The organism is Paenibacillus sp. 37 (genome assembly GCF_008386395.1).
Classification (GTDB): domain Bacteria; phylum Bacillota; class Bacilli; order Paenibacillales; family Paenibacillaceae; genus Paenibacillus; species Paenibacillus amylolyticus_B.
Genome location: NZ_CP043761.1, coordinates 6,930,323 through 6,948,609, shown reverse-complemented (window position 1 = coordinate 6,948,609; position 18,287 = coordinate 6,930,323). Strand labels below are relative to the sequence as shown.

General features: G+C 45.6%; 8 protein-coding genes. 7 read left to right on the top strand and 1 reads right to left on the bottom strand.

Translation table 11 applies throughout. The features are described from left to right. Window positions 1-108 precede the first annotated feature (108 nt). The 3 genes from F0220_RS29745 to F0220_RS29735 all read left to right on the top strand — a co-directional run bounded on the left by F0220_RS29745 (window position 109) and on the right by F0220_RS29735 (window position 10,409). Window positions 109-1,245, top strand: a complete 1,137-nt coding sequence (locus F0220_RS29745; RefSeq protein ID WP_091012297.1) for a response regulator — start codon at window positions 109-111, stop codon at window positions 1,243-1,245. A gap of 178 nt (window positions 1,246-1,423) precedes the next feature. Beyond that, entirely contained in the window at window positions 1,424-5,893 is a 4,470-nt protein-coding gene (locus F0220_RS29740; protein WP_149846875.1) for a DUF8202 domain-containing protein, read from the top strand. A 355-nt stretch (window positions 5,894-6,248) separates the two neighbouring features. Continuing rightward, window positions 6,249-10,409 carry a DUF8202 domain-containing protein gene (locus F0220_RS29735; protein WP_146118066.1) on the top strand — a complete coding sequence of 1,387 codons (4,161 nt, stop codon included), beginning with the start codon at window positions 6,249-6,251 and terminating at the stop codon, window positions 10,407-10,409. Between the two features lie 83 nt (window positions 10,410-10,492). Here F0220_RS29735 and F0220_RS29730 read toward each other — a convergent pair whose 3' ends face one another. Next, the gene (locus tag F0220_RS29730) at window positions 10,493-11,578 is read right to left on the bottom strand and encodes a hypothetical protein (protein WP_105600559.1); all 1,086 of its coding nucleotides are present in this window, start codon (window positions 11,576-11,578) and stop codon (window positions 10,493-10,495) included. Window positions 11,579-11,976: 398 nt separating this feature from the next. Between F0220_RS29730 and F0220_RS29725 the strand changes: the two genes are divergently transcribed. The 4 genes from F0220_RS29725 (at window position 11,977) to F0220_RS29710 (ending at window position 18,285) form a co-directional block, all read left to right on the top strand. Then, complete coding sequence (locus F0220_RS29725) at window positions 11,977-14,085, top strand: TerD family protein (protein ID WP_181155519.1); 2,109 nt, start codon at window positions 11,977-11,979, stop codon at window positions 14,083-14,085. 168 nt (window positions 14,086-14,253) lie between these two features. Then, a complete protein-coding gene (locus tag F0220_RS29720) occupies window positions 14,254-15,126 on the top strand; it encodes an AraC family transcriptional regulator (protein ID WP_105600557.1) in 873 nt (290 codons plus the stop codon). 353 nt (window positions 15,127-15,479) lie between these two features. Then, complete coding sequence (locus F0220_RS29715) at window positions 15,480-17,105, top strand: rhamnogalacturonan lyase B N-terminal domain-containing protein (RefSeq protein WP_105600556.1); 1,626 nt, start codon at window positions 15,480-15,482, stop codon at window positions 17,103-17,105. Between the two features lie 214 nt (window positions 17,106-17,319). Next, a complete protein-coding gene (locus F0220_RS29710) occupies window positions 17,320-18,285 on the top strand; it encodes an SMI1/KNR4 family protein (RefSeq protein WP_105600554.1) in 966 nt (321 codons plus the stop codon). Window positions 18,286-18,287 lie beyond the last annotated feature (2 nt).

Sequence of the window (18,287 nt, the reverse complement as noted above, 5' to 3'; positions counted from 1 at the left end):
TGAATACCGGAACATAGATTCTATATATAAATGATAGCGGTCCCACGTCAGGATTTATGGTAAAATTATAGATTAAAGGGTGATCAGTGAGCCAGAGGAGTTGTGCATATGAGAGTGATTTTGGTAGATGATGAATATCTCGCTCTGAGCAGGTTGAACAAACTGTTGCAAGAGAGAGAGGATTGCGAAGTTATCGGCTCTTTTCTGACGGCACAGGAAGCCATAGATCAGATCAAACTTCATCTGCCGGAAATCGTCTTCATGGACGTTCAAATGCCGGGGATGAACGGGATCGAGGCAACCGAACGTATCCATGAGGTTTCTCCTGGAACAGAAGTTATTTTCACAACCGCATATAACGAACATGCACTGACGGCCTATGGGCTTGAAGTGCTGGACTATATTATGAAGCCTGTAACGCGTGACCGTTTGGAAAAAACGATGAAGATGTATCAACGCCGAACGGTGTCAGCAAGTCTGAATATAGCAGAAGGGCCATCCATGTTGATCCGTTGTCTGGGGATGCTCCAAGTCCAAGTGCACCCAAATGAGACGCCAAAACATATGAAGTTCAGAACAACCAAGATTAGAGAGTTATTTGCCTATTTGCTCCACCATCGGAACAAACCGATTAAGCGGGATAAGCTACTTGAACTGTTGTGGCCAGAGTTGGATGAGCGGAGAGGTATATCCAATCTGCACAGTGGCATCCATCGCTTACGCAGCATGATGAACGAATTCATGGGTGAGGACAAGATGGTCATTCGTTATCAACAGTTTGGTTATCTATTGGAGACGGGTGAATTCAGGATTGACGTGGAAGAATGGGAGAGCCGTCTTAACCGATTGCCTCTATTATCTTCGTCTACAATAGCTGAACATCGGCAGACCTCAGATCAATATGAAGGCAAATATTATGGAGAGGACGATTATGTCTGGGCTGAGTTGGAGCGCCAGCGATTGCATGCACTCTGGCGTAACCACGCCATGCAACTCGCACAATATTACATCGAGCTGGGACAGAATACGGAAGCACTCACGCTATATCACCGGGTACAGCAATTCGAGCCATCATTGGAGGAAGTCGGATTGGCCTTAATGAAGACCTATGATCGATTAGGTAATAAAGATCCTGTGATCGCTCAATATAATCAGTTGGTCACTACGTTAGAACAAGAGGCAGGTATACGTCCTGGCCTGGAAGTTGAGTTATGGTACCAACAATGGAAAAATTCGAATATTTGATTGAAATACACAGCCTTGCAGCTTCGTTTGCGAGGTTGTTTTTTTTGTCGTATTTGCTAGTGAAAGGTTTGGTAAGAGTTTGGTAAGAGGCCATGTGTAGAATAAGCAAGATGAGGGTAGATATGATGTTTTGAGTCAGTAAGCAGTCCAAAAATAACATATTAAGTAGGAGGAAATTATGTACACAGCAGAAATCCGGAAGAAACCATGGCAAAGAATGTCCATGCTGGTTCTTTCCTTTATTCTGGTGATTGGAACGTTGCCCATGAGTTTGGTTCAAGCGGAGGCGACTAACGAGACTCCTGTTGGTCCAGGTGGAATTGGTGCCTCTGCACTGTGGCTACGATCAGATCTGGGGATGGGAGTTGCCAGTGGCCAAAAGGTGAGTACTTGGGAAGATCAAGGCAGTAAAATAAACAATGCAACCCAAAGTACGGAAGCTAACCAACCGACCTATTGGGATGATAAAAATCATAATATCAATTTCAATCCGGTATTGGAATATAACGGCACGAGTAGTTTTATGAATCTGGATGTAAGTAAGCTTCCTCAAGGGAAGAGCCCCAGATCGATCATTACCGTTAGTAGAACCAATAAAACTGGAGGCCTCAATTATATTATTTCATGGGGAGTACAAACACCGGGTGCTTATACGGGTATGGGGATGCTTCAGAATAATACAAGGGGCGGCTTGACGACATTTAACAGTGACAGGAACCAAACATTATACACCCCTGAAGGATTCTTGGGCACGACATTCCCGAACGAGCAATTTGTTACTTGGACAGGCGGGGAAACTGAACCCAACATAGCTAGATTGTACAGTAAAATGAAGCAGGTACAGCAACTAAATGACTGGGGAAAAGATAATGTGAAGCTATGGGATACTGGTAACTCTGGCGGAGCAGTAGTCGGCAAGCTGATCCCAGCAGCAACGGGCATTGAACATTGGCAGGGTACGATTGAAGAAATCATCGTATTTGACCATGCTCTGACGGACGCAGAACGCCAAAAAGTCAGCACATATTTGGCGATCAAATACGGCTATACGCTGGATCAGACGACAGCCAATTCATATGTCGATTCAAACATGGCAACTATCTGGGATGCCCAGGAGAACGCAGTCTATACCCATCGCATTACAAGCATCGGTCGAGATGATCAGAGCGGATTGATGCAGAAACAAGCCAAAGCGCAGGAACTGGGATCTACGTTGACGATTGCATTGGGCAACAGTGTTGAGGATACCAATTCTGCAAATAAAAATGAATTCTTAAAGGATTCTTCTTTCTTTACGTTTGGTGACAATGGAGCAAGTACTGAATTCAAAACACCAATTACGAAAGATGGGAAAAAACTACTTGGGATGGAGCGTATCTTCAAGGTACAGAAAGCAAACTGGACTGAATCACAGATTACACTTCAGGTAGACGAAACGGGAGGTAACCCGGCGTTGCCTCGGTATGTTGTGATCAGCGATAATACTCAATTTGGTAATCCAAACTCATTACATTTGATTGAGAACGGCCAAGTAACCCTGAGTACCTCTAGTTTTGGTCCGAACTCGTACTTTACCATTGCAACTGCTGCTACTCCTTTGACGGTACCGGACGTCACACTGACCGACGATGAGTTGACATGGGAAGCAGTTGCACATGCAGATAAATATGAAGTAACGATTGAACTGGGAGACGGCACGAAGCGGACGGAGGAAGTAACCGGAACGGCGCTTAACCTGTCGCAATTGGTACCAACGCTAGAAGTTGGCACCTACAAAGTGACAGTAACAGCGAAGACGAACAATCCAGCCTATTCAGATTCAGAAGAGTCGAATTCAAAAAATTATGTTGTTGCTATTGATAAGGCGAAGTTGAAAGCCAAATTCGATGATATTAAAGATAAGATCGAAACAGGCGAGCTGGACGAAGAGGAGTATACACCAGCGAGCTGGACAGCACTGGATAATGCGATGAACGAAGCAGAGCGAGTGTTGAATGATCCGACAGCAACTCAAGCGCAGGTAGACAAGGCACTTCAGGATCTGACAGAAGCAAGAACGGGCCTAATCCCTACAACATCTGTACCCGTTGTAGATAAATCAGCTTTGCAAGCGAAAGTAACTGAAATTACAGGTGAAAGCCTGGAAGAGTCAGCCTACACACCAGCAAGCTGGACAGCACTGGATAATGCGATGAATGAAGCAAATCGAGTGCTTAATGATCTGACAGCGACCCAAGCGCAGGTAGACAAAGCGCTTCAGGATCTGACAGATGCAAGAACGGGCCTAATCCCTACAACATCTGTGCCCGTTGTAGATAAATCAGCTTTGCAAGCGAAAGTAACTGAAATTACAGGTGAAAACCTGGAAGAATCAGCGTATACGCCAGCGAGCTGGACAGCACTGGATAATGCGATGAATGAAGCAGAGCGAGTGTTGAATGATCCGACAGCGACCCAAGCGCAGGTAGACAAAGCGCTTCAGGATCTGACAGATGCAAGAACGGGCCTAATCCCTACAACATCTGTGCCCGTTGTAGATAAATCAGCTTTGCAAGCGAAAGTAACTGAAATTACAGGTGAAAACCTGGAAGAATCAGCGTATACGCCAGCGAGCTGGACAGCACTGGATAATGCGATGAATGAAGCAGAGCGAGTGTTGAATGATCCGACAGCGACCCAAGCGCAGGTAGACAAAGCGCTTCAGGATCTGACAGATGCAAGAACGGGCCTAATCCCTACAACATCTGTACCCGTTGTAGATAAATCAGCTTTGCAAGCGAAAGTAACTGAAATTACAGGTGAAAGCCTGGAAGAGTCAGCCTACACACCAGCAAGCTGGACAGCACTGGATAATGCGATGAATGAAGCAAATCGAGTGCTTAATGATCTGACAGCAACTCAAGCGCAGGTAGATAAGGCACTTCAAGATCTGACTAACGCTAGAACAGGACTTACCAAAGTGATTGGTACGGATACATCTACCTTGCAAACACTGGTCCCTTCCGTGGGAGGCTTGTCTCCGGCCTTTGATCCGGCTAAAGATACCTACACCATCTCTGTGCCAAATAGCGTATATCAATTTCAGCTAACGCCAACGGCACTTGATCCACTTGCCAAGATTGAAATAGCTGTTGGAGATGGAGAATGGAACGAGGTTTCAAGTGGTACTGTAAGTGAGAATCTACCGCTCCAAGTTGGTGGAAATAAGATCGTTGTTAGAGTAACGGATTCACTTGGCCATGTTACGGAGTATAAAATTAACGTGTCTAGAGCATCCAGTGACAATGGTAACAATGGTGGAGGCAACAATGGCGGCGGTGAAAATACGGGCGGTAACAGTGGAAGCACACCAGCACCTACACCTGCGCCAGTACCAACGCCTACTCCGGCACCCGTGAAGGATAATTTGGAAACAACTTGGGATGGTAGCCATCAACCATTTGCTACATCCAAACCATCTAACAACAAAGAAACGTTGGTTCAAGTTGATCCAGCCAAGCTGAATGTTGCCATGTCACAAGGCACAGGACAGCAGTTTGCCATTCATTCACCGAATGATGGTGATATGAAGGTGGACGGTTTAACCCTCGAAACATTGAAACAATTGGTGGATCAAGGTTCCAAACTAAACATTAGCAATCCGCTGGCAATCTATCCGGTACCTGGCGGTAAAATGGACGTGAATGGTGTGTCCAGACAGCTTGGTAATGCAGCGTTGAATGATATTGATGTCCATGTTGATATCGCACGTTCCTCGGATGCTTTGATTGACAGCGCCGAGACAAGAGCCGCATCCCAAGGATACGAGCTACTTGTCACACCGGTTGATCTGGATCTGACATTTACGAAAGATGGACAGACAGTTAGATCTGGCCAGTTGAACGGCTATGCACCGAAGTATATTGCACTTCCAGAAGGTATCGATCCGAACCGGATTACCACAGGCGTGATCATTAACCCGGACGGTAGCATCTTCCATGTACCAACGGTTGTCACGAAGATCGATAGTCGTTACTATGCACTCATTAATGACTTGCGCAGCAGCGGAAGTTACTCGGTCATCTGGAATCCGCAGGATTTTGAAGATGCCAGATCCCACTGGGGCAAAACGGATGTGAACAACATCGCTGCGAGATTAGATCTGCAAGGTAACGGAGATAACACCTTCTCACCGAACCGTCAGGTTACTCGTTCCGAGTTTGCCGAGATTGTTGTGCTTGGACTGGGCTTAATGCGTCAGGATGCACCACAGAATCTATTCCCTGACGTTAACGATTCCGCATGGTTCCGCTCCGCGGTAGCCCTTGCGAATGAATTCGGTATCGTTCGCGGTTACGATAATGGGAACTTCTACGGTAATCAGGAGATCACACGTGAGCAAGGATTTGCCATGGTTGCTCGTGCGTATCGTCTGATTGAACCGGAAGCGGCAATTAGCCCGGATCAGATGAACGCTGAACTGGAACGTTACAGTGATGCAGCGGATGTATCGAATTGGGCGAAAGAAGATGTAGCCCAGTTGATTGCAGCCGGAATCATCCAAGGTAATGGACCAGAGGTTCTGAGTCCGAAGACTACGATGACCCGTGCTGAGGTCACTGCATTGATTGCAAGAATGTTGAAAGTAACAAACCTGATTGATCAATAAACACAATTTAAAACGAAAAGCCTTTGCTGACATTGGGGGTCGGCAAAGGCTTTTTATTTTTTGAACTGACGTTGGAGCCGCTGAACTCTATGTGTCTCCTGCTAGAGGATATGATAAAAGGTTATCCACCCTCATATCCTCCTTGCTATCGTTTGTATTCATTATCGTATAGCTTGGTAAGAGTTTGGTAAGAGGCTCAGTGTAGAATAAGCAATGAAGTATTTCAAAATTAACACAATCTAGTAAATCAGCATCCTGAAAGGGATTATGAGAAGAATGATTTAGCTAAAATTAGATATTAGTCGAAAGGTGTGACAAGTGTTTGAAGAACAATAAGAATTTGCACAACAGCAAAATGACAAGAGTATGGTCAAGGGTGCTTTCTTTGGTGATGGTTGCGAGTATATTGCCTACACCAATTTTGTTTCCAGCCATAGAAGCTCATGCAGATACTGAAAATCCTGTATCCAACAGTACCGCGATTACCGCAGGGGGATATCCGGGTGGTGTAAGCGATGGACTCATATCATGGATTGACGTTGAGCAAAGTATGAATCTGGCAGCTGACGGCAGTAAAATCACTTCTTTGACCGATCTGGTAGATCTGGACCCCAATGTAGAACATGATAATGTGTGGAGTATCGTAAATCCTAACACCTTAGTTACAGGTGCCATTAACTTTAACAGCGGTATATTAATTGATGGCAACAAAGGATACTATGTCAGGGAGCCTTTCCATACAACGGATGTCGCTCGTGAGGCATTTTCCATTCAAGGAGCTGCTGCGAGCGGTTTCCCTTGGCATTTTGGCGGCCAAGGAAGTACCGACACGTACAGTACAAGTGTAATCAGATCTTCATTTGGCAATGCAGGGAACGACGAATTGATTCGAAATAATGCAGGTAACCCGTATCAGTTAGGGCAAGCAGATATTTTCAATGTACTTCGCACTGAGAATTATTTTGGGATGTATTTAAATAGTACGAAGTTAATCGATAAAACAACTGCAGGAACAGCGAACTTTAATAGTGCCACGAGTGCTACGGGTTACTACTTCGGAGCAGGGCATAATCGAAGGTTTAATGGACTAATATCGGAAACGATATTATATAATCGCGAGTTACAGGACGTTGAAAGAACTAAAGTGTACAGTTACTTGGGGTTAAAATACGGAATCACTCTGGCAGACAACTATGTTGCCAGTGATTGGAACGGAGAAGAAGGTACGGTTTTCTGGAATTCGTCGAACCAGGCAGATTACAAGAATCGCATTACCGGGATCGGACGTGATGACTTGGGTGCCCAGGACCAGAAACAATCCAAGTCACAAGGAGTCGGCTCAAATGTAGCCATTGCTCTTGGAGATACGATTCATTCAGATAATGCCGACAATGAGAATACGATGGATAACAACTCCTTCTTTATGTTTGCAGACAAGAGCGTGAACGATACCGTATCTTATGTAAGTGCATCCATCGTGAAAGATGGCTTTCGTGTAAAGATCATGGATCGTTCATATCAGGTGGACAAAACGAACTGGAATGATCAAGATATCACACTTCAAGTGGATGATGCTGAAGGTGTAACACCAAGCTACATCATTCTTAGCCAAGATGACTCTTTTGACAATAATGATATCTTTTATCCAGTAACGGATGGAAAGGTTACATTAAACAGTTCCAACTTTGCGGACGGTTCTTACTTCACGTTTGCAGCTGCATATCCGGAACCTAAGGGTGCCCATTTGCAAACATCGCAAGTAAACGACGATGGAATTCTAAATCTTACCTTCAATCGTGACGTGAAATCGGATGATTTGAAGGGTTTCACCGTCACAGTTGGAGGTACCGTGTATGATAATCTTAGTCAATTTATAGCTAATGGATCTACGATTTCCATCCCTCTGACGGAAGCTCAGCTTGAATCGGGAGAAGAAATTACAATTAACTATGACGGTAGTGGCACGTTGAGAGACGCGTTAACCGGACTCAAGGTTGATGAATTCGATCAGGCTCTTCACGCAGTCAATACAATGTCATTAGCGAAAAAAGTGAAAGAAGCCTTAGCTTTATCGAATGGTGATTACACGACAGATTCATGGAATGCATTGCAAACCAAAGTCCAAGAGGCACAGACACTTTTGAGCAATCCTTTGGTAACACAGACTCAGGTAAATGACCTGTTAAGATTATTGGATAACGCAATCGATGGATTGGTCAAGAATCAACCCAAAGCGGACAGCGGCAGCTTCATCGAGGGCGAAAGCACGATATCCATTCATTTTGATAAAAGTATCGAAGTAGTTTCTGAAGTGGATCTAAGTAGTGCATTTACAGTTACGGTAGGTGGGCAAACCGTAGAAGTTGTCGGAGCTGTCATCGACGGATCTGATCCTACAAAATTGATTTTGACCTTGCCCGAATCGGTTAAATTATCAAGTGATGAGAAGGTTAACGTTGCTTACAATGGAACATCTGGCTATCTAAAAGGCCAGGGAGCAGAAGGGACATTGGTTCATGATTTCCAATTCGATTTGGAAGACCCATTCGCGAGCGCGCTGAAGATTACTGAACCAGCAGGGAGTACTTCAGATAAGAAGCCAACGGTTTCGGGTACGGTCCATACGGATACAGATACGCTGAGTGCAGTGTTGAAAGATGCGGATGGAAATGTAGTTGATGTTGCAGGAAGTTTGATCTGGAATGCTGGGGATCCAAACTGGTCCTATCATCTGGATGAAGATCTGGCACCCGGCACTTATACCGTTGAGGTAACAGCAGTGGATGGAGGACGTTCCGTTACGAAAACGAAAACATTTACTATTGTAAAAGAAGCACTGACACAGCTGAGTCTGACCGATTCATTTGGGAAAAATATTGCGTTGAACCAAGCATTTGATCCAAACCAATTCAACTACGCAGCAACGGTAACCAATGATGTGTACAATCTACGTATTTACCCAACTGCTCCTGATTCTACAGACAAAATTGAGATTTTGCATGATGGAATCTGGAAGGAAGTGGAGAGCGGCAGTAGTAGTGATGATCTTGCACTTAAGGTAGGTTCAAACACAATTGTCATTAGAGTTACAGATACGAATGGTTTGCAGACGGAGTACACTACGGTTATCACCAGAGCGTCCAGTGACAATGGTAACAATGGTGGAGGCAACAACGGCGGCGGGAACAATGGCGGTGGAAATACGGGAGGTAACGGTGGAAGCACACCTGCCCCTGCGCCAGTACCAACACCAACGGCACCCGTGAAGGATAATTTGGAAACAACTCGGGATGGTAGCCATCAACCATTTGCTACATCCAAACCATCTGACAACAAAGAAACATTGGTTCAAGTTGATCCAGCCAAGTTGAATGTTGCCATGTCACAAGGCACAGGTCAGCAGTTCGCCATTCATTCGCCGAATGATGGGGATATGAAGGTGGATGGTTTAACCCTCGAAACATTGAAACAATTAGTAGATCAAGGTTCCAAATTGAACATTAGCAATCCGTTGGCGATCTATCCGGTACCTGGTGGCAAAATGGACCTGAACGGTGTGTCCAAGCAACTGGGCAACGTTGCAATGAAAGATATTGCTGTACATGTCGACATTGCACGTTCTTCGGATGCCTTGATCAGCAGCGTGAAAAACAAGGCTGCAACCGAAGGGTATGAGCTTCTGGTGGATCCGGTCGATCTGGATCTGACATTTACGAAAGATGGACAGACAGTTAGATCCGGCCAGTTGAACGGTTATGCACCGAAGTATATTGCACTTCCAGAAGGTATCGATCCGAACCGGATTACCACAGGCGTGATCATTAACCCGGACGGTAGCATCTTCCATGTACCAACGGTTGTCACGAAGATCGATAGTCGTTACTATGCACTCATTAATGACTTGCGCAGCAGCGGAAGTTACTCGGTCATCTGGAATCCGCAGGATTTTGAAGATGCCAGATCCCACTGGGGCAAAACGGATGTGAACAACATCGCTGCGAGATTAGATCTGCAAGGTAACGGAGATAACACCTTCTCACCGAACCGTCAGGTTACTCGTTCCGAGTTTGCCGAAATTGTTGTGCTTGGACTGGGCTTAATGCGTCAGGATGCACCACAGAATCTATTCCCTGACGTTAACGATTCCGCATGGTTCCGCTCCGCGGTAGCCCTTGCGAATGAATTCGGTATCGTTCGCGGTTACGATAATGGGAACTTCTACGGTAATCAGGAGATCACACGTGAGCAAGGATTTGCCATGGTTGCTCGTGCGTATCGTCTGATTGAACCGGAAGCGGCAATTAGCCCGGATCAGATGAACGCTGAACTGGAACGTTATAGTGATGCAGCGGATGTATCGAATTGGGCGAAAGAAGATGTAGCCCAGTTGATTGCAGCCGGAATCATCCAAGGTAATGGACCAGAGGTTCTGAGTCCGAAGACTACGATGACCCGTGCTGAGGTCACTGCATTGATTGCAAGAATGTTGAAAGTAACCAACTTGATTGATCAATAAACAATTTAAAACGAAAAGCCTTTGCTGACATTGGGGGTCGGCAAAGGCTTTTTTAGGCATTTTTTTGTAGGGCCAGATCGTTGCTACAAAATCATCTTTCGTGCCTCTTCATTAAAGAACATAGTGACGTCTGGATAAGCGTCAAGATTGACCTGCTGTAGTCTCATGATCTTTTCAAGGAAGATGGAGTCGTTGAACAGTTTACTAACAATTATTTCGCACCAAGCCGGGGTATGCCTGAAAGCATCTACCAGCAATTGAACCTCATCAAATCGGAAAAACAGGATATATGAAGCATAGTTCTGAAGCAGTGTCTTGAAACAGTGGTTAGCGTATGTACTGGAGTGACCTTCAGCTTGAATAAGGAAATCCCGCATGATCTGGAATAATGCCTCCGGTTCCTCTGTATACAACTGTAACATCTGACTCACGTTGTTGATTAACATGATGATTGGTTCCAAACCTTCCTCTGAAGGCATGTTTAACTTGGGAGATCGGCCTTCAATGGTATATAGCAGTTCCAGCGTCAGGCGTTTGCAGGCTTGGATCTCTTCAGCAGTGATTACGATTTGTTCCCTGTATTCATTTCGAAGTAAGGTGTAGTGATCATGGTATGCCGAAAAATAATCCTCCAATGAAATGTCGGTCTTCGTATGTACAAGGTGTTGTTCGCTGAATGAGCAGGCATATAATGTATCTTCATTAACCGGGTGTGCATAGAGGTAAAAAAAGAAGAAAAAGTCACGTAACAGATGCTTTTGTTCCTCGCTGAATTGGGGAATTTCGCTTAGCTGAGACAATTGGAAGAAGCTATAGCCTTTCATAAATTCATTCATGGCACTGTAGGTGTTATACGTGTTGATCGACAGCGTGGTGTTGATGGTAAATAACAGATAATACATAATCATTTCGTCATAAACATCGAGCTGTTCAAATGGTTCTGAGAGAGTCGGCTTCCAGTCTGGCCTTGATCCATAATAGGGATCTTTCGGACGCAGTCTCGACATCCAGCTTGTAAATGTCTCATCTGGGTGGGATACCATAAACAGTTCGGCACTATTATCCTCATACAAACCATACTCCATATAATCTGTGCACGAAGGCGCAGGCTTAACTCCACAATTGAATTTGAGCCGTATATAATCAGAATATAATTTTTGAAGTTCCATCGTCCTAACCTCGTTTCTGCATCATTCTCTAGGGTTCTTCTTCGTTATATTCGACACAATTTTGAGCACTCCCCCTGGATTTGGGAAAGATCATAAACCACATATATCTTTTGGTGGATATAAAAAAGAATTTCAATGGGGTGTCGTAATACTTTCGCCCTGTTGGCATATCGTGGAATCTGAGATGATGGGTTCACCAGAGGTTCGGGTGACGAACTTCGAATCGCTGGCCTTCAGGCTATTGCGATCCTTCCTTCTACATCATTGGAGATCATAGGGTCGCAGCTCTCCTGAAGATTTCATTATCAGAGAGGAGGCGTCCAGGCTATCATATTCCTTCCTTCTAACCCTAACCTTTCACGTTATATAGGGATGTGGCTTTCCTGGACTCTTTTATCATGGACAATACGATTTATTTGCGCAGAGCGAACAAACTCATTATTGAATCAAACGAAGGGAAACAACAGTTGCCGAAGACACACCTGGCGACTGCCCTCAAAAATATTGAAGCACTCGGATACACCTTCTCGGATGAGCTAATGCAGGCGATGAGACAGCTGTCCATGGAACAGTTTGAAGCAGTATATCATCAACTTGTGGCGGATCTGAGAGTCATGGTCGGCGCACATGTGAAGTACACACCGATGTATGCAGGATTCCCAATGCAGGTGATGCAAGCGGATGAAGCGGAGTTATACCTTAATGCAATTATTCATTATCTGACCAACCTGACTGTGGTCTATTCGGATCAACCATCTGTGGAGCGAATGCCTTTGCTGGAGAAGACGGACTTGAAAGTCATTGGTTTGGGAAACAAACAAGCATTCCAGGCGCTAATCCGTCAGATCATTGAAGCAAAAGGTTCCATCTCTGAAACAGACAAGGCGGATATCGACACGGTATTGGAGCACGCAGACCCGGAAGACGTGGATGCGCTATTACCCGCTGAGATTCCGTTCAAAGAAAATGTAGGCTTTGTGGTTGCCTCGCTGTTGAAGCATGAAAAGGCGAACATCGACCGAATCGGTCCGTATTTCAAAACGGCAAGTGATGTCCTGCGTCTGGCTGTTGCCTGGTCGAATGGTGATGTCAGCCTCGCTGCGGCTTCTCCCTTCCGAAAATTTAAACGCCGTGAGAGACGCCTTTTGCTCGGATTATTGGAGCAATGTGGCTCCATCACGGAGGATATGCTGCGTTATAAAGATCGCTGGATTCGTCTCGGCGAAATTCTGCATCCTTCGGAATATAAGCTTCGGTATCCACGATGCGAAGAGGCTTTTGATATTTTGCGTAATAATAAACCGTATTCGACCTTCAACGGAAGTGTGGAGCTTGCCTTCCAATATCGGAATGTCTGGAGTCTGATCGATCTGTTGTCACAGCGTCCAGGTGAATTCGCGAGAAGACTGGATCACATGTTGCGTATGACCGAAGATGAAGCGTATGTCCTGCTGGCCTTTGGTGAGGTATTGGAGCAAGTCTCTACCCCAGTGTTATTGCAGGTGAGACAGCATTTTGCGCAGCGTAATGAACGGCAGGATCTGCGTGTCTTCTTCCCGAAAGGCAATGTAGCCAAAGCTTTTGCTGTTCCGAATGAGCTGCCAGAGATCGATGAAGGCACGTGTCAAGATGTCGTGCAATTATGCGAGCAGGCGCTGGTAGAGCGATTCGCAAACCTTTCCCCGCTTGGGAAGACCTATGTCGATCCACAGCTTCATGATTATCTGGTACCCTTTTCCCAGAGATCAGCGAGCAAGGCTCTGCATACCATCGTTCGTGGAAGCCGTGTGCCGATGGCAGAGGGTGATACCATTCGTTTCTTCAACTGGTGGAAAGAGGGGGACGTGGATGGAAAGTCTACAGGGCGCGTGGACATTGACTTGTCTGCGGTGATGTATGATAAGGACTGGAACTATGTGGAGCATATTTCCTATACGAATCTGCGATCCTCTAACTATAAGGCTGTCCATAGCGGAGATATCGTGACTGCACCTAACGGAGCAAGTGAGTTTATTGATCTGCATATTCCATCCATCGTGGCTTTTGGTGGACGATATGTGGTGGCGACACTGCTTTCGTTTACAAGTCATCCGTATTGTGATCTGCCCGAATGTTTTGTGGGCTGGATGATGAGGAAGAAGCCGGGGTCTGGCGAGATTTTCGAACCGTCTACCGTAGCGAACAAAATCGATATTACAGCGGATACGCAGATTGCGATCCCTGTCATTATGGATCTGGTCGAACGCACCGTCATCTGGACAGACCTGGCACTGACCAGATATCCGGACTACCACAATAACGTAGAGGGGAATCAGAAAGGTATCGTGCTGATGGGTAAAGCACTAACGACTTTACGCAAACCCGATCTGCATGACTTGTTCATGCTCCATGCCAAAGCTAGAGGAGAACTGGTGGATACAATAGATCAGGCGGATACAATCTATTCGGTGGATCAAGGCGTTACACCGTACGATATCGAGCAAATTATGGCGGAGTATCTGGTTTGACCTGTTTGACTTAAATACTGGCGTTATGTGAGTATCAAGGTTGGAAAAGAGCAGCTGATGCTGCTCTTTTTTTCTGTTTAGATGCAAAGAGCCTACAGAATGGTGCAGGTAATGTCGGATGCAAAGAGAATGACTTTGCTAAGCTTAAATTAACGTGGGAGGGATGATATGGATACGCTGAGGCGGTTAAATGAAGCCTTGAATTATATTGAGGAGCATCTGATGGATGTCATGGACATGAAGGAGATTTCCCGGATTGCCTGCTGCTCGGAATATCATTTTACACGCATGTTCTCTTTTCTTAGTGGTGTAACGCTCTCGGAATATATTCGACGTCGCCGGTTGACACTTGCAGCTATGGAGTTAAGCCACAGTGACAGCAAAATCATTGATATTGCACTAAAATACGGGTATACATCGCCGGATTCTTTCTCGCGTGCTTTTCAAAGCATGCATGGCACTACGCCCTCCGAAGCACGAAACCATGGTCCATCCCTTAAAGCCTTCCCACGAATGACATTTCAACTGACCATTCAAGGAGGAAGCGAAATGAACTACCGCATTGAAGATAAAGAGGCGTTTCGAATCGTGGGTATTCGTAAAAGGGTGCCAATCGTATTCAACGGGGTTAATCCGGAGATCGCTGCGATGTACCAGAGTCTTACACCGGAATTGATCGATAGGATTAAGGGGGCATCGAACGTCCAACCTATGGGCTTAATCAGTGCTTCATCCCATTTCAGTGAGGGACGTATGGCGGAACAGGGAGAACTGGATCATTACATTGGTGCAGCTACGACAAAAGAGACGCCTGAAGGACTGGAACACCTGGAGGTTCCTGCTTCGACATGGGCTGTATTTGCTGTCGTCGGTCCGTTTCCTGGTACGCTTCAGGAGGTGTGGGGCCGGATCTACGCGGAATGGTTTCCTTCATCGGACTATGAGCTGAGTGAGGGTCCGGAAATGCTATGGAATGAGCACAAGGATGTTACTGTAGAGCAATATAGAAGTGAGATATGGATACCTATTCGGAAGAGATGATACGTCTCTAGTTTGATATTTGCGGGCGCAGCTTTTTGAAGCTGCGTTTTTTTGTTTTTAGAATTTGCTATCAGATATACGGGCCGTTTTCATTGCGAACATATGTAATATAATGGTATTATTTTATTGGAATTGTAAGAATACTTTTATGTAGAAGAGTGATTTAAAAAAGGGGGTGGCGAGATCAGGTTTACATGAAGTGATGACTCTATTCTATACGCACGTAGACATAACATTCCATTGATCATGGACAGGCTCACATAGCAGACATAGAGATATGAGACGGAAGTGTCAGTTATTATACATTGTAATGTAAGCGCTTTATTCAATGATTTCCAAGGAGGGATTTACTCATGACCAAAAGTATAGTGAGAAAGGCGCTTGGTTTGTTTTTAATTGTCGTCATGATTGCAACAGCTGCTGTATACCCTGCATCTACCGGACACGCGGCAACCATAAATGTGACCGATAACGGCACAAGAATCGAAGTAAACACCGGATCAGGATTAGTCTATGTGGTGAATAAAACCAATGGCGATATTATATCGGCCAAAATGAACGGTACGGAGCTGAACAGCAACAGAGGGTCGCACATCGGGTCAGGTTTGGGTTCATCCGCCAATGTGACTTGGAATACCTCTCCTTCTGGATCGACCGTGTTAATTACGGTATCTACAAGCACATTAACTCACTATTATGCTTCGCGTGGTGGCGAGAATATCATATACATGGCAACGCATATCACGGCTCAACCTTCGATTGGAGAGTTACGGTACATTTTCCGTGGTAATGGTAGTGTGTTGACAGGTGTTCCGGCGAATTCTAATAACCGGGGTAACACTGGAGCAATTGAAAGTCAGGATGTGTTCGGGTTTGCAAATGGACAGTCGGCCTCCAAATATTATGGTAATGATCAGGCCAAAGACTTATCTGTTCGTGGGGTGACGGGGAATGGCGTCGGTGTATTTATGGCCTACGGCAATCGGGAAAAAAGCTCTGGCGGCCCATTCTTCCGTGACATTCAGTTCCAAAGTGGAACAGAGACGGAAGTCTATAATTATATGAACTCGGGACATGCACAGACGGAAAATTGGCGCCTGGGTCTGCATGGGCCGTACGCTTTGATCTTCACCACAGGTGGTACCCCAAGTGTACCCGACTTCAGCTGGATGTCTGGTCTGAACTTGCAGGGTTGGGTTTCCAGTCGAGGGAACGTAGTGCTTAATGGTCTCTCCGGAATGGATACGGGTTATGCATATACAATTGGGTTCGCCAATAGTAATGCTCAGTATTGGGTGGGTACCTCTTCAAGTGGGGCAGCCGCCAAATATAGCATGATCCCAGGGACATACACCATGACAGCCTATAAGGGAGAACTGGCGGTATATACGGAAACGGTTAATGTCACGGCAGGCCAAACGACGACTCTGAATACACGTACGATCAACAATGATCCGAGTCAAGCCTCCAACATCTGGCGAATCGGCAACTGGGATGGTACACCACGGGAGTTCCTGAATGGACAGACCATTCCGATCCGTCACCCGTCCGATAGTCGCAACCCAAGCTGGGGACCTGTCACCTATGCCACCGGTAGCGCGACCAATCGATTCCCGGCAATCCAGTTCCGTGGTCAGAATTCTCCAACCACAATAACGTTTAATTTGAATGCATCTCAAGCGGCATCTTCTCATACGCTCAACATCGGTATTACCGCAGCTTACAATAATGGCAGACCTAGCGTAACGGTTAATGGACATGCTTTAACCAATCCTGCTGCATCTTCACAGCCCAATTCTCGTAGCTTCACGATTGGTACCTATCGTGGCAACAACACAACGTTCAGCTGGAATGTCCCGGCATCTTACTTCGTGAATGGTTCCAATACTATCAAGATTACGCCGATCAGTGGTTCCAGTGATTTGGGGAACTGGTTAAGTGCAGGATGGGTTTACGATTGTGTGGAGTTACTGAATTGAATTAAGAATGCAATATCGTGGAAGGAATAAAAGAGGTAACCTGCCTGGTTTTCTTAACAGGGTTCAGGTTACCTCTTTTAGCTTTGTCATCGGAAATGAAAAGATATCAATTCATGATATCACTAAGGATCTTGCTTTGCTGGAGATGGTGATCCGGATAGTGGTATAATTTTCAATACGTAATCATGAGTGAATGAACGGGGAGGAAAAGAGAATGAGAGACGATCTGTTGGTTCAATTGCAAGAGTGGCATGAAGAAGATGAGTTTCAGGAAATTGTGGATGCAATTCAAGCGATTCCTGTGGAAGAAAGGGATTATGAGCTGGTTAACCATCTGGGCCGAGCGCTGAATAACCTGGAACGGTATGAAGAAGCGGTTGAACAATTCCTGACGGTTGCTAAAGAGGGCACAGGTGACCCACTCTGGCATTATCGGATTGGACTGGCTTATTATTATCTCGAGCAATATGCGCATGCGCTACAAGCGTTCGAAAGAGCGGATGAATTGGACCCTGAGGATGAAGATACGCTGGAGTTTCTGGAATGGATTCGAAGTAAAATGGAGGAGGAACCCTCAGAGGAATCCGTAGACGAATCGGTGGATACCTTCCCATCTATTACTGAGATCTCAACCGTACCTGTTAGTGTTAGCCATCTGGAACCAACAGGTTTTTGGAATGACAGTGCTGAAGCCGTGGATCAATATGTGTTGGCCCCGCCTACCGATGAACAGGTCGAGTCAGTGGAGGAGCAGTTGGTGTTTAAGCTGCCAACATCCTATATTAACATGATGAAATTACATAATGGCGGTGTCCCCCACTATAGGCATTTTCCGGTTAGCCAAGCAGAGGCTGCCAAGAAAGTCCGCGTTGAGGTCAAGGGGATACTGGGAATTGGACGTGAGAAAGCACATTCGTTAGGTGGTGAAACTGGCAGCCGGTTTATTATCGAGCAGGGGGGTTACCCCGAAATCGGTGTTGTCATCTGTGAGTGCCCTTCCGATTCGGAGGTGGTGATGCTGGATTATCGTGAATCCGGCAATGCTGGTGAGCCCGAGGTTGTTCATGTGGATAAAAAAGAAAGCTACAAGATTACGTGGCTTGCACCCAATTTTGAAATCTTTATTCAAGGTCTGGTAAATGAGGAAAATCAACCTGCAAACCTTAAAGGTGCATTGTAAGT